At 61.5% G+C, this 24,563-nt stretch carries 24 protein-coding genes; 11 read left to right on the top strand and 13 right to left on the bottom strand.

Annotation, left to right across the window (positions count from 1 at the left end):
• The first annotated feature begins 1 nt into the window (after position 1).
• From chrA to AB8A33_RS28415, 7 genes are all read left to right on the top strand, one after another.
• The gene (gene chrA / locus AB8A33_RS28385; protein WP_439095792.1) at positions 2-1,396 is read left to right on the top strand and encodes a chromate efflux transporter; all 1,395 of its coding nucleotides are present in this window, start codon (positions 2-4) and stop codon (positions 1,394-1,396) included.
• 106 nt (positions 1,397-1,502) lie between these two features.
• A complete protein-coding gene (locus AB8A33_RS28390; RefSeq protein ID WP_439095793.1) occupies positions 1,503-1,751 on the top strand; it encodes a hypothetical protein in 249 nt (82 codons plus the stop codon).
• A gap of 213 nt (positions 1,752-1,964) precedes the next feature.
• Positions 1,965-3,146: an extracellular catalytic domain type 1 short-chain-length polyhydroxyalkanoate depolymerase gene (locus tag AB8A33_RS28395; RefSeq protein WP_439095794.1), complete on the top strand. Its 1,182-nt coding sequence runs from the start codon at positions 1,965-1,967 to the stop codon at positions 3,144-3,146.
• 106 nt (positions 3,147-3,252) lie between these two features.
• Positions 3,253-5,742: a PAS domain-containing protein gene (locus AB8A33_RS28400; protein ID WP_439095795.1), complete on the top strand. Its 2,490-nt coding sequence runs from the start codon at positions 3,253-3,255 to the stop codon at positions 5,740-5,742.
• A gap of 131 nt (positions 5,743-5,873) precedes the next feature.
• Positions 5,874-6,293: a DUF1236 domain-containing protein gene (locus AB8A33_RS28405; protein WP_439095796.1), complete on the top strand. Its 420-nt coding sequence runs from the start codon at positions 5,874-5,876 to the stop codon at positions 6,291-6,293.
• Positions 6,294-6,459: 166 nt separating this feature from the next.
• Positions 6,460-7,431 (top strand): acyl-CoA desaturase, encoded by a 972-nt coding sequence (locus AB8A33_RS28410; protein ID WP_439095797.1) that lies wholly within the window; start codon positions 6,460-6,462, stop codon positions 7,429-7,431.
• Positions 7,432-7,499: 68 nt separating this feature from the next.
• Positions 7,500-7,736 (top strand): hypothetical protein, encoded by a 237-nt coding sequence (locus AB8A33_RS28415; RefSeq protein ID WP_439095798.1) that lies wholly within the window; start codon positions 7,500-7,502, stop codon positions 7,734-7,736.
• A gap of 143 nt (positions 7,737-7,879) precedes the next feature.
• On the opposite strand, the gene AB8A33_RS28420 is transcribed toward AB8A33_RS28415, so the two are convergent.
• Complete coding sequence (locus AB8A33_RS28420) at positions 7,880-8,548, bottom strand: MBL fold metallo-hydrolase (protein WP_439095799.1); 669 nt, start codon at positions 8,546-8,548, stop codon at positions 7,880-7,882.
• A 293-nt stretch (positions 8,549-8,841) separates the two neighbouring features.
• Positions 8,842-9,966, bottom strand: a complete 1,125-nt coding sequence (locus AB8A33_RS28425; RefSeq protein ID WP_439095800.1) for a vWA domain-containing protein — start codon at positions 9,964-9,966, stop codon at positions 8,842-8,844.
• A 148-nt stretch (positions 9,967-10,114) separates the two neighbouring features.
• Between AB8A33_RS28425 and AB8A33_RS28430 the strand changes: the two genes are divergently transcribed.
• Positions 10,115-10,609: an MmcB family DNA repair protein gene (locus AB8A33_RS28430; RefSeq protein WP_439095801.1), complete on the top strand. Its 495-nt coding sequence runs from the start codon at positions 10,115-10,117 to the stop codon at positions 10,607-10,609.
• A gap of 14 nt (positions 10,610-10,623) precedes the next feature.
• Here the strand turns inward: AB8A33_RS28430 and AB8A33_RS28435 are convergent, their stop codons facing one another.
• The gene (locus AB8A33_RS28435; RefSeq protein ID WP_089263491.1) at positions 10,624-11,178 is read right to left on the bottom strand and encodes an ActR/PrrA/RegA family redox response regulator transcription factor; all 555 of its coding nucleotides are present in this window, start codon (positions 11,176-11,178) and stop codon (positions 10,624-10,626) included.
• A gap of 214 nt (positions 11,179-11,392) precedes the next feature.
• Here AB8A33_RS28435 and AB8A33_RS28440 point away from each other — a divergent pair, with 214 nt between their 5' ends.
• Positions 11,393-12,649 carry an MFS transporter gene (locus AB8A33_RS28440; RefSeq protein WP_439095802.1) on the top strand — a complete coding sequence of 419 codons (1,257 nt, stop codon included), beginning with the start codon at positions 11,393-11,395 and terminating at the stop codon, positions 12,647-12,649.
• A gap of 54 nt (positions 12,650-12,703) precedes the next feature.
• On the opposite strand, the gene AB8A33_RS28445 is transcribed toward AB8A33_RS28440, so the two are convergent.
• A complete protein-coding gene (locus tag AB8A33_RS28445) occupies positions 12,704-13,201 on the bottom strand; it encodes a VOC family protein (RefSeq protein WP_439095803.1) in 498 nt (165 codons plus the stop codon).
• Positions 13,202-13,344: 143 nt separating this feature from the next.
• Entirely contained in the window at positions 13,345-13,890 is a 546-nt protein-coding gene (locus AB8A33_RS28450; protein WP_439095804.1) for a carboxymuconolactone decarboxylase family protein, read from the bottom strand.
• Between the two features lie 172 nt (positions 13,891-14,062).
• Between AB8A33_RS28450 and AB8A33_RS28455 the strand changes: the two genes are divergently transcribed.
• The gene (locus tag AB8A33_RS28455; RefSeq protein ID WP_439096093.1) at positions 14,063-15,247 is read left to right on the top strand and encodes an acyl-CoA dehydrogenase family protein; all 1,185 of its coding nucleotides are present in this window, start codon (positions 14,063-14,065) and stop codon (positions 15,245-15,247) included.
• Positions 15,248-15,388: 141 nt separating this feature from the next.
• Entirely contained in the window at positions 15,389-16,525 is a 1,137-nt protein-coding gene (locus tag AB8A33_RS28460; RefSeq protein ID WP_439095805.1) for an acyl-CoA dehydrogenase family protein, read from the top strand.
• A 50-nt stretch (positions 16,526-16,575) separates the two neighbouring features.
• Here AB8A33_RS28460 and AB8A33_RS28465 read toward each other — a convergent pair whose 3' ends face one another.
• The 8 genes from AB8A33_RS28465 to AB8A33_RS28500 all read right to left on the bottom strand — a co-directional run bounded on the left by AB8A33_RS28465 (position 16,576) and on the right by AB8A33_RS28500 (position 24,562).
• Positions 16,576-17,616: an amino acid ABC transporter substrate-binding protein gene (locus tag AB8A33_RS28465; protein ID WP_439095806.1), complete on the bottom strand. Its 1,041-nt coding sequence runs from the start codon at positions 17,614-17,616 to the stop codon at positions 16,576-16,578.
• 76 nt (positions 17,617-17,692) lie between these two features.
• Entirely contained in the window at positions 17,693-18,295 is a 603-nt protein-coding gene (locus AB8A33_RS28470; RefSeq protein WP_089263709.1) for a L,D-transpeptidase, read from the bottom strand.
• Positions 18,296-18,455: 160 nt separating this feature from the next.
• Positions 18,456-18,605, bottom strand: coding sequence for a DUF2474 domain-containing protein (locus AB8A33_RS28475; RefSeq protein WP_120287497.1), 150 nt, complete (start codon positions 18,603-18,605; stop codon positions 18,456-18,458).
• Positions 18,605-19,606, bottom strand: coding sequence for a cytochrome d ubiquinol oxidase subunit II (cydB, locus tag AB8A33_RS28480; protein ID WP_089263497.1), 1,002 nt, complete (start codon positions 19,604-19,606; stop codon positions 18,605-18,607). The genes AB8A33_RS28475 and cydB overlap by 1 nt, the downstream gene beginning before the upstream one ends.
• A complete protein-coding gene (locus tag AB8A33_RS28485) occupies positions 19,603-21,012 on the bottom strand; it encodes a cytochrome ubiquinol oxidase subunit I (protein WP_439095807.1) in 1,410 nt (469 codons plus the stop codon). Before AB8A33_RS28485 ends, cydB begins: the two co-directional genes overlap by 4 nt.
• 345 nt (positions 21,013-21,357) lie before the next feature.
• Entirely contained in the window at positions 21,358-21,969 is a 612-nt protein-coding gene (locus tag AB8A33_RS28490; RefSeq protein ID WP_439095808.1) for a sigma-70 family RNA polymerase sigma factor, read from the bottom strand.
• Between the two features lie 194 nt (positions 21,970-22,163).
• On the bottom strand, positions 22,164-22,901 hold the full coding sequence (locus tag AB8A33_RS28495; protein WP_439095809.1) for a response regulator: 738 nt from the start codon (positions 22,899-22,901) through the stop codon (positions 22,164-22,166).
• A complete protein-coding gene (locus tag AB8A33_RS28500; RefSeq protein WP_439095810.1) occupies positions 22,898-24,562 on the bottom strand; it encodes an ATP-binding response regulator in 1,665 nt (554 codons plus the stop codon). Before AB8A33_RS28500 ends, AB8A33_RS28495 begins: the two co-directional genes overlap by 4 nt.
• Between the last annotated feature and the right edge of the window lies 1 nt (position 24,563).

Here is a 24,563-nt window from a genome sequence, read left to right on the forward strand (position 1 = left end):
GATGACGGAAGTAACTTCGGTCGCACCACCGGCCATTCCCGAGCCGCAGACCCACGGCGTGTCCTTCTCGGAGGCATTTTCGGTGTGGCTGCGGATCGCTTTGCTTTCCTTCGGCGGTCCAGCCGGGCAGATCGCGGTGATGCATCGCATCCTCGTCGACGAGAAACGCTGGGTCTCCGAGAGCCGGTTTCTGCATGCGCTGAACTACTGCATGCTGTTGCCGGGCCCGGAGGCGCAGCAGCTTGCGACCTATATCGGCTGGCTGATGCACCGGACCGCCGGCGGGCTGATGGCCGGCGGGCTGTTCATCCTTCCCGGTGCGATCTGCATCATGGTGCTGAGCTGGATCTATGCCGCATTCGGCAATGTCGGCATCGTCGCGGCGCTGTTCTTCGGCTTGAAGGCCGCGGTGCTCGCGATCGTGCTGCAGGCGGTGGTGCGGGTCGGTAGCCGCGCACTGAAGAACGACGTGATGCGCGCGCTAGCCGCCATCGCTTTCCTCGCGATCTTCTTTCTCGACGTGCCGTTCCCGGTGATTGTTTTCGGTGCGGCAGCAATTGGCTTCCTCGGCGGTCGGGCCGGTCTGTCGGCCTTCACGGTGAGTGCGGGCCACGGGTCATCAGGCGGTGACGCTGATAGTCTGCTCGGGGATCAACTTCCTCTCCATGCCCGGCCGAGTGTACGGCAGTCGCTCATCGTTGCGGCCGTCTGGCTGGTGCTGTGGCTCACGCCCGTCGCTGTGCTGCTCGTGGCGCTCGGCAGCAATGACGTGTTCAGTCAGATTGCCGTTTTCTTCTCCAAGATGGCGATGGTCACCTTCGGCGGCGCCTATGCGGTTCTCGCTTATGTCGCGCAGCAGGCCGTCGATCACTACGCATGGCTGAAACCGGGTGAGATGCTCGATGGCCTTGGCATGGCCGAAACCACGCCTGGTCCGTTGATCATGGTGCTGCAATTCGTGGGCTTCATGGCTGCCTTCCGCGCACCGGGGATGTTGCCACCGTTGCTGGCGGGCACGCTTGGCGGATTGCTCGCGACCTGGGTGACTTTCGCGCCATGCTTCCTCTGGATTTTTCTCGGCGCGCCGTTCGTCGAAACCCTGCGTGGTAACCGCGCGCTGAGTGCCGCGCTGGCGGCGATCACCGCCGCAGTGGTCGGCGTCATCCTCAACCTGGCGATATGGTTCGCCATCCACACGATGTTTCGCGACGTGAAACCTGTTCGTACGCTCGGACTGAGCTTCGACATGCCGGTTCTGCACAGCGTCAACGGATGGGCTGTCGCGCTGTCGGTGGCGGCCCTGCTTGGGGTCTTCTATCTGAGGATTGGTCTGCTGCAGATACTGTTGGCTTGTGCAGGCGCGGGTGTGCTTTTGCATATCGCCGGGCTGGTGTGACCTCAATCGCGAAACCGTGTGCGGAACCGGTAATTGACGGCCGACGGGAACAGGAACGTTCCGACTGACGTCGCGTTGAAGGCCGTTCACTCAACAGGAGCTAACCATGCGGAAAACCATTCTTGTTGCGATCTGCGCCACGGCCATCGGCGTCACTCCGTTCGCAGCCTTCGCCCAGGCGACCGGGCCTTCGGGTCAGGATTCAACCAAGATGGGCACCGGCACGACCGCCAGGGACGGCGAGGCCAGGACCACGGGTACCCAGGGAATGTCGAAAGACAGCGCGAAGAAGGATTCCATGCACAAGGACAGCATGAAGAAAGACAAGATGATGAAGAACGACATGAAGCAATAACGCGTCATCGTCTCCCCGACTCGCCCCGTATGGCGTGGCCATGTTATGGCCGGCCCTGCGGGGCTTTCTTTGTAACATAGGTAATTTCTGAAGCGTCCGTGGCGCCTCTCGTTTCGTTGATAGGTATATTGAAACCGTATTTGTTTTATTTTGCAGTGCAGCAACCATATGTCGTCGGTACTGTTGTATAAGCCTGACGACCTAGGAGCTGCCGTGTCTCTCGCCGATAATATCGACTTCCTCCGCAATCTCCCGAAACTGCCCGGAATCAATACGTTGGAGGGGTTGGCGCGCGGCCGTACACCTGTCGGCACGAGCCCGATCAGCGAATCAACGGGTTTCGGCAGCAATCCTGGCGACCTCCGTATGTTCAGTTACGTGCCCGCCACGCTGGCAGCAAACCCGGCATTGGTCGTCGTGCTGCACGGATGCACCCAGAACGCTTCTGGCTATGACGTCGGCACCGGCTGGTCTGGTCTCGCCGAGCGTTATGGTTTTGCGCTGCTGATGCCCGAACAGAAGTCGTCCAATAACGGCAACACGTGTTTCAACTGGTTCAATGCCGATGACATCGCGCGCGATAGCGGCGAAGCGCTCTCGATCCGTGAGATGATCGAGCAGATGGCACTGGACCATGACGTGGATCGCAAGCGTATCTTCGTTACGGGTCTGTCAGCCGGCGGCGCGATGACATCTGTCATGCTTGCGACTTATCCCGATGTGTTTGCGGCCGGCGCCATCATTGCGGGTTTACCCTATGGTATCGCCACCACCATGCAGGACGCGCTGAGCGGCATGTATCGCGCGGCATCGCGTCCCGCGAACGACCTCGGCAATCTCGTCCGCAAGGCGTCGCCCCATGGCGGGCCGTGGCCGAAAGTATCCGTGTGGCACGGCAGTGCCGATCGCACCGTCAATCCGGCCAATGCCGGCGAGATCGTCAAGCAGTGGCTCGATCTTCACGGCCTGCCGCCGGCGCCGATGTCGGCGGTGGATGTCGACGGCTATCCGCGTGAGGTGTGGTGGAACAAGGACGGTGAAACCGTCGTGGAATCCTACACGATCACCGACATGGCGCATGGCACGCCGCTGGCGATTGCCGGACAGGACGAGCCCTATGGTGCCGCCGGTGCCTTCCTGCTCGAAGCCGGCATCTCATCCTCCTATCATATCGCGCAGTTCTTCGGCCTTACCCGGCAGCTTGCACCACGCAATGTCGAAGCTGCAGCCGTGGAACCAGCGGCCCCGGCGGATGACATTGTCTCATTGGTGACGCAAAAGCCGCGCACGTCAGGCGATCGACGCGCCGCGCGCCGCGATCCCGCAGGACGGCGATCTATCGATATCAATGGTGCCATTACCCGTGCCCTCACGGCTGCCGGTCTCATCAAGTAATCCTGACAAGTAACAGGGCGTGATCGGCGCCGATTTGCGTCAGGTCTGACAGGGCGCTAAGTTCTCGATATACGTCAGACTGGTCTTGCGTACCGATTGCCCGCGCATGTTGGATGCCCATCGACCGAATTCGCCCGACTTTCTCGCCGGTGGAGGCGAGATGGGGGCGTTGATGCGCGCTTACGATTGGGCATCGCATCCGATCGGCGCACCGGACACCTGGCCGCAGAGTCTGCGCACCGCGATCCGGATCGTTCTGAATACCAACCACCCGATGTTCATCTGGTGGGGACCGGACCTCATCCAGTTCTATAACGACGCCTATGCGCTGACCATGGATGTACGACAGCATCACGCAGGGCTGGGCGCGCGTGGCCGTGAATTCTGGCACGAGATCTGGCCCATCATCGGCCCGCAGATCGTGCAGGTGATGGGTGGCGGCGGTGCCACCTGGCACGAAAACCAGCTGATCCCCATGACGCGCAACGGCAAGCTCGAACACAGCTATTGGACCTACAGCTACAGTCCGCTCGATCTGGATGACGGCGTCGGCGGCGTGCTGGTGGTTTGCCGCGATGTCACCCGGGATCATGAAGCGACTATTGTCTTGCGTGAGCGAGAAGCAGAGCTCGCGCGCGTGCAGCAGATCGGCCAGATCGGCGGTCTCGAAGTCGATCTGCGTACCGGCTTCCGCAATCGTCGATCGCCCGAATATCTGATCGTTCATGGTTTGCCGCCGGAAGCGGCCAATGAGTCGCACGAAGATTGGGTGCGTCGCATCCATCCAGAAGATCGCGAGGCGACGGAGCAGAAGTTTCGCGACGCGGTGAAAAGCGGCGTACGCGACTACAATGTGCAGTATCGCATCATTCGCCCGAGCGATGGCCAGACTCGCTGGATTTCGGTGCGGTCCTATATCGAGCGCGATGACGCGGGAAAGCCGCTGCGGCTGGTCGGTGCGCATACCGACGTCACCGATCAGGTGCTGGCCGAGCAGGCGCTGCGCAAGAGCGAGGATGAGGCGCGCCAGCTCGCGGCAAAACTTGCAGACCTCAATGAGACGCTGGAACAGCGCGTGCGTGACAAGACGCGTGAGCGCGACCGGATCTGGAGCGTGTCGCAGGATCTCCTGATGGTCGCCGACTATGATGGCGTCTGGCGCACCGTCAATCCGGCCTGGACGCGTACGCTCGGCTGGAGCGAGGCCGAGCTGCTCAACAAAACGTCGCGCTGGCTCGAACATCCCGAGGACCAGGCCAGGACGATGGCCGAAGTCGACAAGCTTGCTGCTGGCGAACCGACGATCCGCTTCGAGAATCGCTTTCGCCACAAGGATGGCTCCTATCGCTGGCTATCCTGGACGGCGGTGCCGGATCAGAACCAGATCTATTGTGTGGCGCGCGATGTCACTGCCGAGAAAGCTGCCGCCGAGCGCCTTAAGACCACTGAAGAGGCGTTGCGTCAGTCGCAGAAGATGGAGGCTGTCGGCCAGCTCACCGGCGGCATCGCGCATGACTTCAACAACCTGCTCACCGGCATCGTCGGCTCGCTCGACCTGATGCAGACACGGCTCGGTCAGGGCCGCACTGACAATATCGCGCGCTATATCGACGCTGCGATGACCTCGGCCAATCGTGCGGCGGCGCTGACGCACCGGTTGCTGGCCTTCGCGCGGCGGCAGCCGCTGATTCCGAAAAGTGTCGATGCCAATGTGCTGATCGTCTCGCTGGAGGATCTATTGCGCCGGACCATTGGCGAGACGCTGGATCTCGATATCGCGGCGGCGCCTGATCTGTGGTGCACACTGTGCGATCCGAACCAGTTGGAGAGCGCGTTGCTCAATCTGGCGATCAATGCGCGCGACGCGATGCCTGATGGTGGGCACTTGAAGATCGCGACACAGAATGTGCGCGTCGATGCCATCAATGCCAATGCGCCGGCTCTGACGCCTGGTGACTATATCTGTATCAGCGTCAGCGACAGCGGAACCGGCATGAGCCCGGAGGTCGTGGCGCGCGCCTTCGATCCGTTTTTCACGACAAAGCCGATCGGGCAGGGCACGGGCCTCGGCCTGTCGATGATCTACGGCTTCGCGCGTCAGTCCAATGGACATGTCAGCATCGACAGCAGGCTCGATATCGGGACGGCCGTGAAACTGTATCTGCCGCGCCATGAGGGAGATGCTGCCGCACAGGATGACGAGCCGCTGAAGGGCGATCAGTACGTGGCCGCGGGCGAAACCCTGCTGGTGGTCGAGGATGAGCCGGTGGTGCGCTCTGTCATCGTCGATATGTTGCAGGACGAAGGTTATCGCGTGCTCGAGGCGGTTGATGGCCCGTCGGGCTTGCGGGTCCTGCGCGAGACGCCGAAGATCGATTTGCTGATCACCGATATCGGGCTGCCCGGCATAAACGGCCGTCAGCTTGCCGATCAAGCGCGCGAGGCGCGGCCGGACTTGAAGATCCTGTTCATCACCGGTTATTCCGAAAGCGTCGTTATGGCGAAGGGCTTTCTGCTGCCTGGGATGGAAATGATCACCAAGCCGTTCGACCTCGATCATTTCTTGCGACGCATCCGCGCGATGGTCACGAACTGATCGTCCGGTTCCATATCTCTCCAGAAATTTCAGCCTCTGTGCGCAGGTTCTAATACTTCGATCTCCGGAACCATTGTGCGACCGCGAACTTGTATCGGCGCAATACAGATCAATCAAAACTGGAGATCATCATGATCCGCCGTCTTCTCGGAACCGCTGCCATCGTCGCCACGATGGCTCTTTCCGCTGTTGCTTTGGCTCAGGGGGTCCCCGGGGGCATTGAGCGTGGCGCGCGTGATGGCGAGCGCGCAGCCGGTCCTGTGGGCGCTATCGTTGGCGGCACCATCGGTGGTGTTGTCGGCGGTGTAGCCGGTGTGCTCGGCGTCGACGATCGTCCGCGGTTCCGCAGCTATGTCGTGGAACAGCGTCGCCCATCCTACACCTATAGCAACGAAGTTCGTGTCGGTGCCGTGTTGCCTGAGAGCGGTGTGACCTATTACGAGGTTCCAGCGGAATACAATTCCGCCCGTGAATACCGCTACACCGTGGTCAATGGTCGCACGGTGCTCGTCGAGCCGCGCACCCATCGCATCGTCGAAGTGATCGATTAAGCCGATCGCTAAGCGATTTATCGAACAGGCTGCCTTCGGGCGGCCTGTTTTGTTCCGTCTATGGCCTGCAGCGTATCCGTAGTCAGCGCCGATCTTCTCGCGTAGAGAAGTGCAGGGGAATCACACGAGCACCACGCGGCGATCAATCGCCCGGATGCGGAGAACGATGGCCACCAGCAATCGCGATCAGATCGCCCCTGCCATCGCACTGCAAGTTCCCCTTGCCGATTGCACCGAGACAGGTCTCGCGTTGCCGGACGGCGTTCAGCCTTATCGGATCGACTGGCTTAACACGCTCACCATCGGTACCTTTCACGCACTCGCATTGCTCGCTCTGATGCCGATGTTCTTCAACTGGACAGCGGTGATCGTGGCGGTCATCGCAGCGCGGTTGTTCGGCCTCATCGGTATCAATATCGGTTATCACCGGCTGCTGACGCATCGCGGTTTCAAGTGCCCGAAATGGCTGGAGCACGCGTTCGTTGTCGTGGCGATCTGCTGTGCCGAGGATACGCCGGCGCGCTGGGTTGCCATCCATCGCCGTCATCACGAGAAGTCCGACGAGCAGCCGGATCCACACAGCCCGCTTGCCAGCTTCTTCTGGGGCCATATGGGCTGGCTGCTGGTGAAGAACCCAGACCTGTCCCGCCTCGGCATCTATGAACGATATGCCAAGGATGTTCTGCGCGATCCGTTCTATGTCGCGCTGGAGCGCAATCTCTGGCAGCTGAAGATCCTGCTTATCCAGGTCAACGTCTTCTTCTTTGCAGGCTTGGCCGGCAAACTGCTGTGGGGCGGCTCATGGGCCGAGGCCGTGCAGTTCGCTCTCAGCATTGTCGTCTGGGCGGTCTTCGTGCGAACAGTCTTCGTCTGGCATCAGACATGGGCGGTCAATTCGGTGACGCACATATGGGGCTATCGGAACTACGCGACCGATGAGGACAGTCGCAACAATCTGTTTATTGGCTATCTCGCCCATGGTGAGGGCTGGCACAACAATCACCACGCCGACCAGCGCTCCGCGCGCCATGGCCATCGCTGGTGGGAGTTTGACACCACCTATCTGACGATCCGCCTGCTGGAGAAGCTCGGCCTGGTATCGGATGTTGTCCAGCCGCGGCATACGACCAAGGGGTAAGGCCTGCCGAGCTCGAGCATGCCACACGAGATGCAACTTTTCGTCACAATTCGCGTTACTACACTATGATGACGAAGCCCGATATCTGGTACGTGGCGTTTGGCCCCGACAAATCAGTGAAGTCCGACACCCGCGCGACAAACGGTGTGCGTACGACCAGGACCTTCAAATCCGAAATCGATGCAAAACTGTTCGCCCGGGAAATCCTGGCCAAAGGCTGGACCGCAACGGCCGGTACCTTGAATCCGTATCAGCCCAAGCGAACCATTGCGGCATCGCAGATCGAGGACTGGACCAATCTCTAAAGGCGCCGAGAAGCCGAAGCCAATCTGCGACTCCATGATCTTGACCAGCCCGATCGGCGTCGCGCGGGCGCCGCTCATCGTTCCAGAGCTCGGCAGGAAGCGCTTTTTGCTCCCCGAAGCTCCCGTCATCGCTCATGGCGGAATTACGCCTCGCCGGTGAGGAACGGGTTTGTCATGCGCTCCTGGCCGATGCTGGATCCGGGGCCATGACCGCAGATGAACCCGACATCGTCGCCGAGCGGGATCAGCTTGGTCATGATCGAATTGATCAATGTTTCATGGCTCCCACCGGGGAAGTCGGTCCGCCCGATGGAACCTGCGAACAGCACGTCGCCAACATGGGCGAATTTCATCGCCTTGCTATAATACACGACGCTGCCGGGCGAATGACCGGGGCAGTGCAGCACGTCGAATGTCAGGCCGCCGACACTGACGGTGTCGCCTTCATTGAGCCAGCGGTCAGGCATGAAATTGCGGGTGCCCGTCATGCCGTATTTAGCGCCGCTGTCCTCGACATGTTCAAGCAGGAACGTATCGGCGATATGCGGGCCGATGATCTCGACCTTCAGCGTCTCGCGCAGCTCGTCGGCGCCGCCGACATGGTCGATATGGCCGTGGGTCAGCCAGATCTGTTCGACCTTCACATTGGCCTTGGCAATGGCGTCCAGGATCAGCGGCACGTCGCCGCCGGGATCGATCACCACGGCCTGCCGCGTGGCTTCATCCCACAGCAACATGCAGTTCTGCTGAAACAGGGTCACCGGAATGATGGCGCCCCCGGCCTGGGCTTTATGTTCGGTTTCATCTGTCATCGCGCCACAATGCTGATTTTTGCGGGCGAGAAAAGGGGAATTTGGGCGGTTTCTTTCTTCCCCTCTCCTCCAGCGCAGCGAAGCTGCGCGCCGCGGGAGAGGATGCCTAGGCGGCGTCCGGCTGCCGTTCTTGAAAAGAGAAGCCGATGCAACGCATCGGCTATGGCGAAGCGAAGGCGGGAGAGGGCCCTTGAGAAAAGCGCCCCCTCTCCCGTCTCGAACCGCTACGCGGTTCGATCCACCCTCTCCCGCCAGACGCGGCTGCGCCGCGCCCGGGGGAGAGGAGGAAAAGATCACTTCTTCAGCTGTACCTTCAACGTCGCCTCCACCTCGCGGTCGAAAGATGACGCCTTGGCCGGCGCTTTGTCGCGCTGGGTCATGAGGTATGCATCGCGCTTGGCCACCAGCGCGGTCAGCTTGTCGTTCAGCGCCTTGCGATCTTTCATCTGCTTGCCGAGTTCATCGGCGCGCTGCTGCGGGGACAATTTGCGAATGGCCTCAGGCAATTCATCTTCCTTCACGCTGTCGAGCTTCTGCTTGCCGGCGGACACGTCGCTGACGAGGTCGCCGCCGCCGGTCACGGCTTCCGACGACACTTTCGCGCGCTTGTTGATGTAGCTCGCCATATCCGTTGCCGAGGCGGGCGCCGCCGCTGCGACTTCAGAGAGCTGTCGTGTCTTGCTCTCGGTATGCTTCTGCAGCGCGCGGGGGCCGTAGGGGATCACCGTCTTGTTGATGTCGTTCTGCAGGATGATGATCTCTTCGTCATAGGGTGTCTCGATGATGACGATCTGGCCGCCATCCTGCGGGATTGCGATGAAACGGCCGTCGCCACGCTGGGCAACGTCGCGCCAGACCTTCTCCGTATCGCGGGCGGCGCCTGCGAGAACAGCGTTGACGATGATGTCCTTCTGCTTCGCGACTTCGAGCGTGATCGTGTATTTCGTGTCCTGCTGATAATCCATATGCGGCGGTGCGTCGCCGACCAGGAAGACGATACGCCTGACATCGTTGCCCTTGGTCCATTGCAGCTTGTTGACGGCGACATCGAGTGCCTCGTTGACGCTTTCCGGCCAGTCGCCGCCACCTTTCGCCCGGACCTGCAGCAGGTTGCCATAGAGATCCTGGATGTCGGTGGTGAGGTCGAAGGTCTTGGTCACGTAATCGTCGCCGATGTCGCGATAGGCGACGAGGCCCATGCGGATGTCGGCGTCGGGATTGCTGTCGAGGATCGTGGTTGCGATCGACCAGATCTTGCGCTTGGCGCCCTCGATCAGCCCGCTCATGGAACCGGTGGTGTCGAGCACGAAGGCGACTTCGACGGTCGGCTTGGCCTGCGCGGAACCGGCGAAAATTGCTTGCGGCAGAGTTGCGGCAGCCGCGAGCAGGACGACGCGACTGAGATGGGCTAAGCTCATGGGATGTCTCCGTAATCCGGGCTGCTGCGATGAAAGGACACGCCCGCTGCCGCTTGCGGAAAACTTGCGTCCGGCTTGCGACATTCGTGCGGCAGACTGGCGGGAGACGTGATGGGCGGCCCCGCCGAAATCGGCTAAGTTTGTCGCCATGGAATCGAATGCCGTTCACACCCCCGCGCTGATTTTCGATCGCCGCCAGTCGGAGACGGCGCTGGCGATTGCGCGCGGAACCACTAGGCTGCTGCGGTCGCTGGGATTCTCATGCGTCAGCGAATTGCCGCTGCCGTCCGGGCGGCGTGCGGACCTGGTCGCGCTGAACGAGCGCGGCGATATATGGATCGTCGAGATCAAGTCATCAATCGAGGATTTGCGGGTGGATCAGAAATGGCCGGACTACCGCGCGCATTGCGACCGGCTGTTCTTCGCCTTCACGCAGGATCTGCCGTGCGAAATCTTTCCCGGCGACACTGGGCTGATCGTAGCGGATGCCTATGGTGCGCATATGCATTGCGATGCACCGGAGCATCGCCTGCCCGCGCCGACGCGCAAGGGCATGATGCTGCGCTTTGCGATGACCGCGGCGCACAGACTGAACAGGCTGCACGACCCTCAAGGTCATGCAGCCCTGCCGAACGAAATCTAGCTTTTAAAGAAGGCTCAGCGCGGCGCGCGCTTGGCGAGAATCCGCTGCAGCGTACGGCGATGCATGTTCAGACGACGTGCGGTCTCCGAGACGTTGCGATTGCACATCTCATAGATGCGCTGGATGTGTTCCCAGCGCACGCGGTCGGCCGACATCGGGTTGTTCGGCAGTTCGGACTTGTCATTGTCGATCGCAAGCAGCGCTGCAACGACGTCGTCGGCGTCGGCCGGTTTCGACAGATAGTCGACGGCACCCATCTTCACTGCGGTCACGGCGGTGGCGATGTTGCCATAACCGGTGAGCACGATGGCGCGCGCATCGGGACGCTGCTGCTTCAGCGCCGATACGACATCGAGGCCGTTGCCATCACCGAGACGAAGATCGACTACGGCAAAAGCGGGCGCTGATTTGCTGATCTGGGCGAGACCTTCGGAAACGGAGTCGCAGGACGTGACCGTGAAGCCGCGTGTTTCCATTGCACGCGAAAGACGCTCCAGAAACGGCTTGTCATCCTCTACAATCAGGAGCGAGCGGTCGGTCTGTTCAGTCACTTCGGCGAGCGCATTCACGGTTCAAAATCCTCCATATCCAACACGATACCATATGGCGCTGCCGAATGCAGCTGCCAAGGGTGGGAAGATTTGAATGGCTTGATTGTGAAGTTAATCCAAAAGCGTTTTGGCCCGTAAAACGGGTGGTTAATTCTAATCACGGTGGTACATCAGCGCGGCGTGTTGTCGCAGAGCAGCATGATGGACGAAACGTAATGAAAGCAGATCCGGAATGGACGCGACTCCGACTGGGCCGAAGAAGCCCGAGGTAAACGACGAGACATCCGCTCGTTACGACGGCTGGCGTATCGTCGGTGTTTGTTTCCTGCTCGCGACATTCGGCTGGGCGCTCGGTTTCTATGGCCAGAGCGTCTATCTCGCGGAACTTCAGCGCGTGCATGGCTGGCCGGCCTCGACCATCGCAACGGCCACGACCTTCTTCTATCTCGTCGGCGCATTGCTGGTCGCATTCGTGAGCGAAGCGATGCGTGCGCTCGGGCCGCGTAACTGTTTGCTGGCCGGTGTCGGCGTGATGGCTTTCGCCACCATCCTGCTCGGACAGATCACGTCGCCCTGGCAGCTCTATGCGGTGAATGTGTTGCTCGCATTTGGATGGGCCGGCACCAGCCTCGGTGCGATCACCAACACGCTCGGTCTGTGGTTCGACAAGAAGCGCGGCATGGCCATTAGCCTTGCGCTGAATGGCGCGAGTTTCGGCGGCATCGTCGGCGTGCCTTTACTGGTGACGGCGAGCAACGCCTTCGGCTTTGGCGGCGCGACGATTGCCGCAGCGACCGCGATGCTTGTGCTGCTCGTCCCGGTGATCATCATCTTCGTCGGCCATCCGCCGCATCGCGCAGCACCCGCCACACCGGACGGTGTTGCTGCTACAACCAACGCACCATCGTCGACACGGATTCGCGCGGAGGCGATGCGTGACGTGGCGTTCCTGACGCTCACGATTGCCTTCGCGTTCGGATTGTTTGCGCAGGTTGGTTTCATCGTTCACCTGATCTCGTTTCTCGATCCGGTGATCGGCCGGGAGCGCGCGGCGGCCGCGGTATCGCTGCTGACGCTGATGGCGGTGGTTGGCCGCGTCTTGTTCTCGACAGTGATCGACCGGCTCAATCAGCGACTGGCATCGGCGCTGTCGTTTCTCAGTCAGGGCGTCGCGCTCGCCATTGTCATCAATTCGCGCAATGAGGCGCTGGTGTTCTTCGCCTGCGCGCTGTTCGGCTTTTCGGTTGGCAATCTCATCACGCTGCCGGCGCTGATCGTGCAGCGCGAATTTGCTGCGCGCTCGTTCGGGGTGCTGGTCAGCCTGATCACGGCGGCGACCCAGGTCACTTACGCTTTCGGTCCGGGCATCGTCGGCTGGCTGCGCGATCTGTCGGGAAGCTATGCCGTGCCGTTCTATGTCTGCATGGCGTTGCAGGTGGCCGCGGCCGTGTTGATCATGGTGCGGGGGCGAAAAGTCGCCGTATCATAGGGTGGATTAGGCGAAGCCGTAACCCACCGCCAATTGTCGGCGAAGGTCGAGCGTTTAGCTCACCCGCTGCTTCAGCAGCTCCTCAACGTCCAGCCGCTTGGTAAACATCGCGATGCCGCCATTGGCGTCGCGTGGCCAGTCCGCCTCCGGCCGATCCCAATATAGTTCGACGCCATTCTGGTCGGGGTCGCGCAGATACAGCGCTTCGCTGACGCCGTGGTCGCTGGCGCCGTCAAGCTGTATGCCGACCGAGAGCACGCGGTGCAGGGCATCGGCCAGGGCCGCGCGGGTCGGATACAGGATCGCGGTATGGAAAAGACCTGTGGTGCCGGGTGCCGGCGGCTGGCCGCCTTTGCTCTCCCAAGTGTTCAGGCCGATGTGGTGATGGTAATCGCCGGCGGCGATGAAGACGGCTTGATCGCCATAACGCTGCTTGACCTGAAAGCCGAGCACGTCGCGGTAAAAGCCGAGCGCTCGGTCGAGATCGGCGACCTTCAGGTGAACATGCCCGATGCGTGTGCCTGCGGGGATCGGCGGGGTTGGGTCGGGCATGTGGGAGCTCCTGATTTGCGTAATGCTCAAGACGATCTAGTCACGGGATCGAAGGATCGGTAGAGCGTCTTCGCGAAACCCATCGTTTCCGGGGATTGGATTGATGGGTCTCGTCGCGCTTTACCCATCCCAGGGAGCATCGCCTACGCAAGCTCCGAAACTAGCCCGTCCGGCAGGCCGAATTCGTAGGTGTTCAGCGTCATCGAGACCATGGTGTAGTAGCCGCACAGGCCGATGATCTCGACGAGGCCCTGTGCGCCCAAGGTCTCGGTGGCTTCGTCATAGAGCGGCTTGGACAGACCCTGCGCCTCGTGCAGCGACCGGGCGACGTCATAGATCACCCGCGCCTTCTTCTCGCTGAAACTCGGCGTGCGACGGTTCTTGATGTCTTCGATGATGGCGGGATCGAGGCCGCCATCGAGCGCCATCTTCTTGTGCGCATACCATTCGAAATGCGCGGTCCAGTGCCGCGCGGTGACGAGGATCGCCAGCTCGGCATGCGCGGGTGTCAGCGTGGTGTCGTAGCGCAGAAACGCACCGAGGCGGGTCGCGTGCCGGGCCATGTTCGGGCTGGCGAGCCAAGCCATCATCGGCTCCGGCGGCCGTCCGCGCTTGCTGGCGATCGACTCGTCATAGATGGACTTCTGGTCGGCAGACATTTCGCCAGGCGAAAGCCACTTGAGACGCATGTTGTTTCCTCGTGTGTTTTTGCTCGTTGTCTTCTGGCGATACACCGGAATGGCGAGCCTGACTACTTCCGCCTTGCAGCAGGCCATTGAATTCCACGAAGTGGCGAGTAAGCTTCGCTCAACAACATTGCGGATGCTCGGCATCCCGCGCACAAAACGGATGGAAACGCTGATGTCGGATCTCGATCAATTTCGCAGCGAGACGCGCGCCTGGCTTGAGGCCAATTGCCCACCGGAGATGCGTAAGCCGATGAGTTCGGACGAGGATACGTTCTGGGGCGGTCGTAATGCCAAATATTCATCCGAGCCGCAGCGGATCTGGTTCGAACGGATGCGCGACAGGGGCTGGACCGTGCCGCATTGGCCAAAGGAATATGGCGGTGGCGGACTCGACGGCGAACAGACGAAGATCCTGCGCCAGGAAATGGCTGCGATCTCGGCCCGTTTGCCGCTGGTATCGTTCGGCATTTCCATGCTCGGGCCGGCGCTGCTTAAATATGGCACCGACGCCCAGAAGCAGGAGCATCTGCCGAAGATTGCTGCGGGCCTGATCCGCTGGTGCCAGGGCTATTCCGAACCCAATGCCGGCTCCGATCTGGCCTCGTTGCAGACGCGCGCCGAGAGCGACGGCGATGATTATCTGATCACCGGCCAGAAGATCTGGACGTCCTACGCGAATTACGCCGACTGGATATTCTGCCTGGTGCGCACTGATGCGTCCGGCAAGAAGCATGACGGCATCAGCTTCATCCTGTTCGACATGGCGTCGAAGGGTGTCTCGACCAAGCCGATCCTGTTGATCTCCGGCAAGTCGCCATTCTGCGAAACCTTCTTCGACAATGTCCGCGTGCCGAAGTCGCATGTGCTCGGCACCGTCGATCGCGGCTGGGACGTTGCGAAATATCTGCTACAGCATGAGCGCGCGATGATCTCCGGCATGGGTGAGCGCGGCGCTGGCCGACCGCTTGGCCAGGTCGCTGCCGACACCATCGGGGCGGACGAACAGGGCCGCCTCGACGATGCGATGCTGCGCGGACAAATCGCAAGTTTCGAAGTCGACGAGGCCGCACTGGCCTGTGCGGCAGAGCGCGCGGTCGATCTGGCGAAAGCTGGTCAGGCACATCCCGCGTTTTCGTCGGCGATGAAATATTACGGCACCGAACTCAACAAGCGCCGCCATGAAATCCTGATGTCATCAGGCGGCATCGATGCGCTGGAATGGGAAAGCCAGCGCTCGCATGAAGGCGCACGTCCGCGTGCGTGGCTGCGCACCAAGGCGAATTCAATCGAAGGCGGCACCAGCGAGGTGATGCTGGGGATTGTCGCCAAACGCATTCTGGATTTGCCGGGGGCGTAAGCCTTCTCAGCTGTCATGACCGGGTTTGACCCGGCCATCCACATCCTCCTTCGCAACAAGGCGTGGTTACCCGGCATATGCCGGGCATGACGACCATCTCATTCGGCGCGCAGCCAATCAACGAACAACCGGATCACACCCATGCCTCTCCTCCTCAACGAAGAACAGACCATGCTGCGCGACAGCGCCCGCGGCTTCATCGGCGACAAGGCGCCGGTCAGCCATTTCCGGCAGCTGCGCGATGCCAAGGATGCGACCGGATTCTCGCGCGACTACTGGCGCGCGTTTTCCGAAATGGGATTTGCCGGATTGCTGGTGCCGGAAGCGTTCGGCGGCAGCGGGCTCGGCGCCGTCGAGGCCGGCGTGGTAATGGAGGAGATCGGCCGCACGCTGATGCCGTCGCCATTCTTCTCCACGGCTGTGCTGGGCGTTTCGGCGCTGAATCGAGGCAGCGATGCGCAGAAGTCGGAATATCTGACAAAGATCGCCAATGGCGCGCTGCTGGCGGCGCTGGCGATCGATGAAGGCGCGAAGCATCGCCCGCTGCAGACGGCCATGAAGGCCGCGCGCTCCGGCAACGGCTTCAAGCTGAACGGTGCGAAGGCCTTCGTCGTGGATGGCCACACCGCCGATCTCCTGATCGTCGCGGCACGCAGCGCAGGCGCGCCGGGTGAGCGCGACGGCCTCACGCTGTTTCTGGTCGATCCGAAGGCCAAGGGTATCGCGCTCGAGCGCACCGCGATGGTGGATTCGCACAATGCAGCGCGGATCACGTTCGAGAATGTCGAGGTCACGGCCGACGGCGTGCTCGGCGATGTCGATCAGGGCGGCGCGTTGCTGGACGGCGTGCTGAATATCGGCCGCGGCGCTGTCGCGGCGGAGATGGTCGGCCTGTCAGACGAAGTGTTCGGCCGCACCGTGACCTATCTCAAGGAGCGCAAGCAGTTCGGCAAGCTGATCGGCGAATTCCAGGCGCTGCAGCATCGCGCCGCGCATCTCTATACCGAGATCGAGGTGACGCGTGCAGCCGTGCTGAAAGCGCTGCAGCTCATTGATGATGGTGCGCCGACCGCGCCGGCCGCGATTGCCGTCGCCAAGGCCAAGGCCGGCACCACGGCAACGCTCGCCGTGCAGGAAGGCGTGCAGATGCATGGCGGCATGGGCATGACCGACCAGTTCGACATCGGCTTCTTCATGAAGCGCGCGCGGGTCTGTCAGGAATTACTGGGCGACAGCAATTATCACGCGGACCAACTGGCGCGGCTGAAGAATTATTGAGGCCGGCGTTCTAACCTCTCCCCGCTTTTTGCGGGGAGAGGTTAGAAAAACTATCTGATCGGCGGCGCGTATTGGATGCCGCCTGCGCTCCAGATCTGGTTGAGGCCCCGCGGAATCTTCAGCTTCGAGCCTTCGCCGATATTGCGGTCATAGACTTCACCATAATTGCCGACATGGCGGATGATGCGGGCAGCCCAGTCCTTCGGGAGGCTGAGGTCCTCACCGTAAGCGCCTTCGGTGCCGACCAGACGCATCACGTCGGGCTTCTTGGACTTCAGGGCTTCATCAATGTTTTTCGAGGTGATGCCGAGCTCTTCGGCATTGATCATGGCGTAGAGCGTCCACTTCACGATCATCATCCAGTCGTCGTCACGCTGGCGCACGACCGGAGCCAGCGGTTCCTTGGAGATGACGTCGGGCAGGATCAGGTGGTCGTCGGGCTTGCTCATGGTCAGGCGCAGCGCATAGAGCTGCGAAGCATCCGCCGTGAAGGTGTCGCACTGGCCGGAATTATAGGCCTTGAGGACATCGTCCAGCTTCGGGAACTTCATTTCGGTGTATTTGATGTTGTTGCTGCGGAAGTAATCGGCAAGGTTCAGCACCGTCGTGGTGCCGTCCTGGACGCAAACCTTGCTGCCATCGAGTTCCAGCGCGGAATCGATCTTGCGGGACTTCGGCACCATGAAGCCCTGGCCGTCATAATAGGATACGGCGGGGAAATAGAGATCGTAATTGGTTTCGCGCGACATGCTCCAGGTGGAGTTGCGCGACAGGATATCGACCTTACGGCTCTGCAGCTCCTTGAAGCGATCGGAGGCGTCCAGCGGGACGAAAGTCACCTTCTTCGGATCGTTGAAGATCGCGGCGGCGACGGCGCGGCAGAAGTCGACATCGAAGCCGGTCCATGTGCCCTGCGCATCCGGCGACGAGAAGCCGGGCAGTCCGGTATTGACGCCGCACAAGACGGCGTCACGCTTGACCGTGCGCTTCAGCGTCTTGGTGTCGTAGCGCTCATAGGTGATCGCAGCCGCAGCCACTGCAGTGGCAACCACCAGACCGATGGCCAGCCCGGTCGTGAAAGTCCGCTTCATCCCCATGCGAAGTCCGCCCCATCGTCGGTGAAAGGTATGTCAGAGAAAAACTGGAGTTGCGCGATCACGCGCAGGATCAGATTTCAGGCTTCTGCCGTACGATGACCTTGGTGCCCACCGGGATCCTCTCATAGAGGTCGGCGACATCCGCATTGACCAGGCGGAAGCAACCGGACGACACGGCGGTGCCGATGGTGTCGGGCCGGTTGGTGCCGTGGATGCGATAGACGGTGGCGCCGAGATAGAGCGCGCGGGCGCCGAGCGGATTGCCGGGCCCGCCTGCCATGAAGCGCGGCAGATAGGGTTGGCGCGCGATCATTTCCGGCGGCGGCGTCCAGTCCGGCCATTCCGCCTTGCGTGAGATCTTCAAGAGGCCCTGCCACTGGAAGCCGTCGCGGCCGACGCCGATGCCGTAACGCAGCGCGCGGCCATTGCCTTGCACCACATAGAGATGGCGTTCCGAGGTCGCGATGATGATGGTGCCCGGCGCTTCGGTGGTGCGGTACAGCACCATCTGCTTCTGAAATTCCGGTTCAAGCTGAACGGAGTCGTCAGCAATCAGCCCGGGCTCGTCGCCGACATCCGGACGCGGCTGCTGGGCGAGGCCTTGCGTGATCGACAACATCAGGCTGGCTGCGGCGACGAGCTGAAAGCCAAGCAGGCGGCGGATGTTGATCATCGCAGGCATCTCCGGTTTCGCGTCCGATATTCTGTATCATCCCAGCCAAATCACGGGAACCATGAAATCAGCGGGCATGGCGACGGTCCGCGCGCGGACGCCGTGAGTCGCAGGCATATTTGCCGTCCGCGGGTGACGATTTGATTAAAGGTCACCGCGTCTATTTCGGTGCGATCCACAGTCGCAGCACGTAGCTGACGAGGGTCACACTGGCGACGCCGCCCAGCCACAGCGCAACAAACCACAACAGGCGCTGCATCAGCGGGCGCTTGTCTGAAGGGACGGGCTTTTGCTGCGACGCAGGTGTCATCAGTGATAGCCCGCGCCGGCGCGGACCTTGCCGCGAAACACGTAATAGGCCCAGGCGGTGTAGCCGAGGATGATGGGAACCAGCACGGCGACGCCGTAGCTCATGAAATGCAGGCTGTTGTCGGGTGACGCGGCCTGCCAGATGGTGATGCTGCGCGGCACGATATAGGGCCACATGCTGATGCCCAATCCGGCATAGGACAGCGCGAACAGCGCCAGCGACAGGAAGAACGGCCGGTAATCCTGTTTGGCCGCGAGGCTGCGCATCAAGAGCGCTGTGATGGCAGCAACCGCAATCGGCACCGGCGCCGTCAGGATGATGTTGGGCCAGGCGAACCAGCGCCGCGCATATTCGGCATCCAGAAATGGCGTCGCGATGCTGACGAGACCGATGGCGGCGAGCATGGCGAATAGAAGCCACCAGCTCAGCCGATAGGCCTGATCGCGCAGTGCGCCTTCGGTCTTCAGCACCAGCCAGGTGGCGCCGAGCAGGCCATAGCCGGCCATCAGTGCGAGACCGGTCAGGACACTGAACGGTGTCAGCCAGTCCCACCAGCCGCCGCCATAGTGCCGGCCGTTGACGACGATGCCTTGCAGGATAGCGCCGAGCGCCACGCCCTGCGCCAGTGTGGCCATCAGCGATCCGCCGGCGAAGGCGATGTCCCAGAGATTTCGCTCGCGCGTGGTGCGCCAGCGGAATTCGAAAGCGACACCGCGAAACACGAGGCCGAGCAGCATCACGATCATCGGCGTATACAATGCCGGCATCAGCACCGCATAGGCCAGCGGAAACGCCGCCATCAGGCCGCCGCCGCCGAGCACCAGCCAGGTCTCGTTGCCGTCCCAGACCGGGGCGACCGAGTTCATCATGACGTCACGGTCTTCCTTCTTCGGGAAGAGTGGAAACAGCATGCCGAGGCCGAGATCGAAGCCGTCCATCACGACATAGACGAACACGGCAAAGGCGATGATGAAGGCCCAGACGACCGCGATATCGATCATGACGCGCGCCCCGATGCGGTTGCGCCCACAGCCGGGGTAATGCCCGCTGCGCGACTCGGGACGTTCCCGGCCGGGCCTTGCTCATCATGATGTGGCGGCACGGCCATGAGCCGGAGCAGATAGATCGTGCCAGCGGCGAAGACCAAGAAATAGACGATGGCGAAGGCGATCAGCGACGACGCAACGGCTGGCGCCGCCAGTGGCGAAGCCGAATCGCTGGTCCGCAGTAGGCCGTACACCGTGAAGGGTTGACGCCCCGTTTCGGTGGTCACCCATCCGGCCAGCACGGCGATGAAGCCCGCCGGGCCCATCGCGAGCGCAAAGCTGTGCAGCAAACGCGACTCATAGAACTTGCCGCGGAAGCGCATGAAAAGGCTCAGCAGACCCAGCCCCAGCATCAGGAAGCCGATGCCGACCATGATGCGGAACGACCAGAAGGTCACCGGCACCGGCGGCCAGTTCTCGCGCGGAACGGTGTCGAGGCCGGCCATCGGTGCATTCGGATCGTGCTTCAGGATCAGCGATCCCAGCTTGGGGATCTCGATGGCATAGTTCACTCTGCCTTCGGTCTCGCTGGGGAGGCCGAACAGGATCAGCGGCGCACCATGGGGATGGCTCTCGAAATGGCCTTCCATGGCCATGATCTTGGTCGGCTGGTGCTCGAGCGTGTTGAGGCCGTGCTGATCGCCGGCGAGGATCTGCAGCGGCGCGACCAGTGTCGCCATCCACATCGCCATGGAGAACATCACGCGCGGGCCCGGCAGGCGCGAGTCCTTGAGGAGATGCCAGGCGCCGACAGCGCCGACCACGAAAGCCGTTGTGAGATAGGCCGCGAGAACCATATGGACGAGCCGATAGGGGAAGGACGGATTGAAGATCACTTTCCACCAATCGGCGGCAACGAACTGGCCGGCAGCGTTGACGCTATAGCCGGCCGGTGTTTGCATCCAGGAATTCGCGGAGAGGATCCAGAACGCCGAAAACAGCGTGCCGATCGCAACCATCAGCGTAGCGAAGAAATGCAGCCTTGGACCGACGCGCTTGAGGCCGAACAGCATGACGCCAAGAAAGCCAGCCTCAAGGAAGAAGGCGGTGAGGACTTCATAGGCCATCAGCGGGCCGATGATCGGTCCTGCCTTGTCGGAGAAGGCCGACCAGTTGGTGCCGAACTGGTAGGACATCACGATGCCCGAGACCACGCCCATGCCGAAAGCAACGGCGAAGATCTTGAGCCAGTAATTGAACAGGTTGAGGAAGACGTCGCGCCCGGTCCACAGCCAGAGTGCCTCGAGCACGGCGAGATAGCTGGCGAGTCCGATCGAGAACGCGGGAAAGATGATGTGAAATGACATCGTGAACGCAAATTGCGCTCGGGCTAGTATGACAGGGTCAAAGCCTTCGAACATCTGCATCCGTCCATGTGTAGTCTGGATGTGTTCTATCATGCAGAGCGCGCGGGCGAAACTGTGCGAGATCTTTCGTTAGTTGACCACCCGCATTCGGCAACGTCTTGAAAAGGCTGTCCATCTGCCCACATTGGCGTTCGCCGTTGGACTCGTAGACAATTTGTCCAATTTTGTCAGATGTATTGCGCAGGTCGATGCGGAAGTTCGTGCGACTGCTGACGATGACAAAGCCGGAGCTCAAAACAAAATGCGACCCGGAAGGGGGCATCCCGTCCGGGTCGCTGGAGGTGGGGAGGTTTACGCGAACTGAAGTCTGGAACGTTGGAGCAAAGGAATCGCGGCGGATTACGCTGCGATGCTGTCGATGCCGGCGGTCTTCAGGAGATCGGCGAGCTGCTTGCGGGCGTAGAACATGCGCGTTTTCACCGTCGACGCGGGGATACCGATCAGGCCGGCGGCCTCTTCCACTGACTTCTCATGATAATAGACGAGGTTGACGATCTCGCGATGCGCCGGCGACAGCTTGGCGACACAGGCGCGAAGAATGGCGCTGGTCCGGCTGCGATCGAGCGATGCCTCAGGTGTATCGGCCTGGTCGGCGATTTCCATGACATCGTCCTGGTCGATGTCTTCATATTTACGCTGGCGCAGCGCGGTCAGTGCCTTGAAGCGTGCGATCGACAACAACCAGGTGGAGACCTGCGAGCGGCCTTCGAACTGGCTGGCGGTCCGCCACACATCGAGGAATACCTGACTGACCAGATCTTCCGCCGCTGACGTGTCACGCAGCATGCGGAGAACGAAGCGATAGACCCGCACATTGTGCCGGGCATAAAGCGTGTGCATCGCTGTGCGGTCGCCGCTGGCGATATTCTCCAGCAGCATCTCGTCCGAGGTGGCGCGGGCCGTAATGATACCCTGCTGACCGGCGGCATTGAGGGCGATGACGTTCTGCATGACTAACTCCCGTAAGAGACCGCGTAGCGGCTTCGTTGGGAGGATTGTTAAGGAGCCCAAGTTTCAGGGCGTCTGCTTCAAAAGCGGAAAATGGTTTCATGGAACCGGAGAATTGTTTCGTCGCAGGGGTGGCGACGAAACATTCAGAGGTGAAATGCGTGCAACTTGAATGAGATAGATTCTAAAAGGAGTGCTCAGGCCTTCTCGCCTGCCGGGGAGAACAAATAGCCCCCGCCGCGAATTGTACGGATCACGGCGGGCTTTGTCGGATCGGGTTCGATTTTGCGGCGGATTCGCATGATCCGCAGATCAACCGCCCGGTCGAAAGCCTCGGCGTCGCGGGCATTGGCCAGTTCGAGCAACCGTTCGCGCGAAAGCACGCGCTTCGGATTCGCGGCGAACACCTTGAGCAGGCCAAATTCAGAGGCCGTCAGCGGATGTTCGTTGCCCTCGTCATCGCGCAGGGCCTGCGCTTCCAGATCGAGCCATTTCGTGCCGAAGCGCACGAGATGATCCTTGCTCTCCTTGGCAGGCGTTGCATCAGCGGCTGCGCCCTTCACCGGCGTGCTTCGGCGCAAGACCGAGCGGATGCGCGCCATCAATTCGCGAAGTTCGCAGGGCTTGGCGATGTAATCGTCGGCGCCGAGCTCGAGGCCGACGACACGGTCGATGGGGCTGGCGGTGGCGGTGAGCATGATCACCGGCACATTGATGCGGCTCTTGAGGTCACGGATGATCGAGAGCCCGTCTTCCTCGGGCATATTGAGGTCGAGCACCACGAGATCCGGCACCTTGGTCTCGATCTCGCTGCGCAGGCTCTTGCCGCCGTCGCACAGGGTCACGGCAAAGCCGTGCATCTTGAGATAGTCGCCCACCATCTCGCGGGCGGGCGCTTCGTCGTCGACGATGACGATATGTGGGCTCTGGCTCATGACAGGCCCTCGGTAGTGGCTGGCAGCAGGATGGTGAAGATTGCGCCCTGGCCGGGACCTGGACTGTCTGCATTTACCTCGCCGCCATGCATGTCGATGATGCGTTTGACGATCGACAGGCCGAGGCCGGTCGAACTTTCACCACCGGTCGGCTTGGCTGAAAGCCGCTGGAAACGGCCAAACAGACGGTCGAGATCTTCCGGCGACAGGCCGGGACCTTCGTCGCTGATGCTGATGCGGACATAATCGGCGTCGCCCGCGATGAGCAGCGCGATCTTGCCGCCGATGGGGCTGTATTTGATGGCGTTGCTGACGAGATTGTCGATCGCTTCGCGCATCCGGTCGGCATCGCACATGGTGAGATCGTGGTGCTCCGGCGCCGAGACGGAGAGATCCTGCTGCTTGTTCACGGCAGACGGCCGGTTCGCTTCCGCAACGTCCCGGACCAGCGTCGCCAGATCGACCGGCTCACGGCGGATGGTGATATCGAAAGCGTCCGCCATGGCATCGGAGATCAGGTGATCGACCATCGAGGTCAGTCGCTTGGTGGCGTCACGGATGTGATCGACTTGCGCGGAGACGTTCTCCTTCGGCGATCCCGCCGATATCAATTCGGTCAGCATCTCGGTGCGGCCGAGGATCACGCCGAGTGGATTCTTCAGGTCATGGGCGACGGTGCCCAGAATCTCGTTCTTGAAGCCGTTGGCGCGCTGCAGCCGCAGCCACTGCGCGGAAAGCCGGCGATTGGCCTGCATCAGGGCGCGGGTGCGCTGCGCCACGCGGTCTTCCAACTGTGTATTGGCCTCGTGCAGTTGCTGGTAGAGGATCACGTTGTCGAAGGCGATGGACAACCGGCTGCCGAAGATCTCCACCAGCGAGCGATCGGTCTCCGACAATGGCCGCTCTGCCTGCAGCAGCACGACAACCTCGCGGCCGCTACCGGTGCGAATATAGAGCGCCGTCCGATGGTCGGCGAAGTCATGCTTGCGGCGCTTGAAAGCCTCTTCGACCATCAGGCGCAGGTCCGGATCGAGCGACTGCGAGGTGGCGGTACCCATGAAGCGGCTGTAGCAGCCCGATCCGGCGAGGACGGCATAGTCGTCGCCGACAACGCCGCCATCGCGCAGCACCAGAATGCCCGCGCAATCGACGTTCAGCAGTGACGCGATCTGCGTCAGCACGCCTTCGGCGAGCCGCTGCATCGACTTGAAATCGTAGAGCGTCGAGGCCGCGTCGATGATGATTTCGAGGCCACGCCGTGTCTGCACCATGCGCTCGAGCTGCTGATAGCTGCGCAGCGCGGCCGTCAGCGAGGTGAAAAGCTTGTCGGCGGTCAGTTCGGTCTTCGCCTTGTAGTCGTTGATGTCGTAGTCGACGATGACGCGGCGCTCCGGCGCCTGACCTGGCTGGCCGGTGCGCAGGATGATGCGCACCGTCTCGTTGTGCAGCTCGTTGCGGATGAACTCGACCAGTTCGAGGCCCGCCGCGTCGGTCTCCATGATGACGTCGAGCAGCACGGCCGCGATATCCGTATGCTCGCGCATCAGGGCCTGGCCTTCCGCAGCGGAATAGGCCGACAGGATTTCCAGCGACTGGCCGTTCAGGGTGTAATCGCTCAGCGCGAAGCGCGTGCCTTCATGCACGGCCTGGTCATCGTCGATG

The sequence above is a fragment of the Tardiphaga sp. 813_E8_N1_3 genome (assembly GCF_051811025.1).
Lineage (GTDB): Bacteria > Pseudomonadota > Alphaproteobacteria > Rhizobiales > Xanthobacteraceae > Tardiphaga.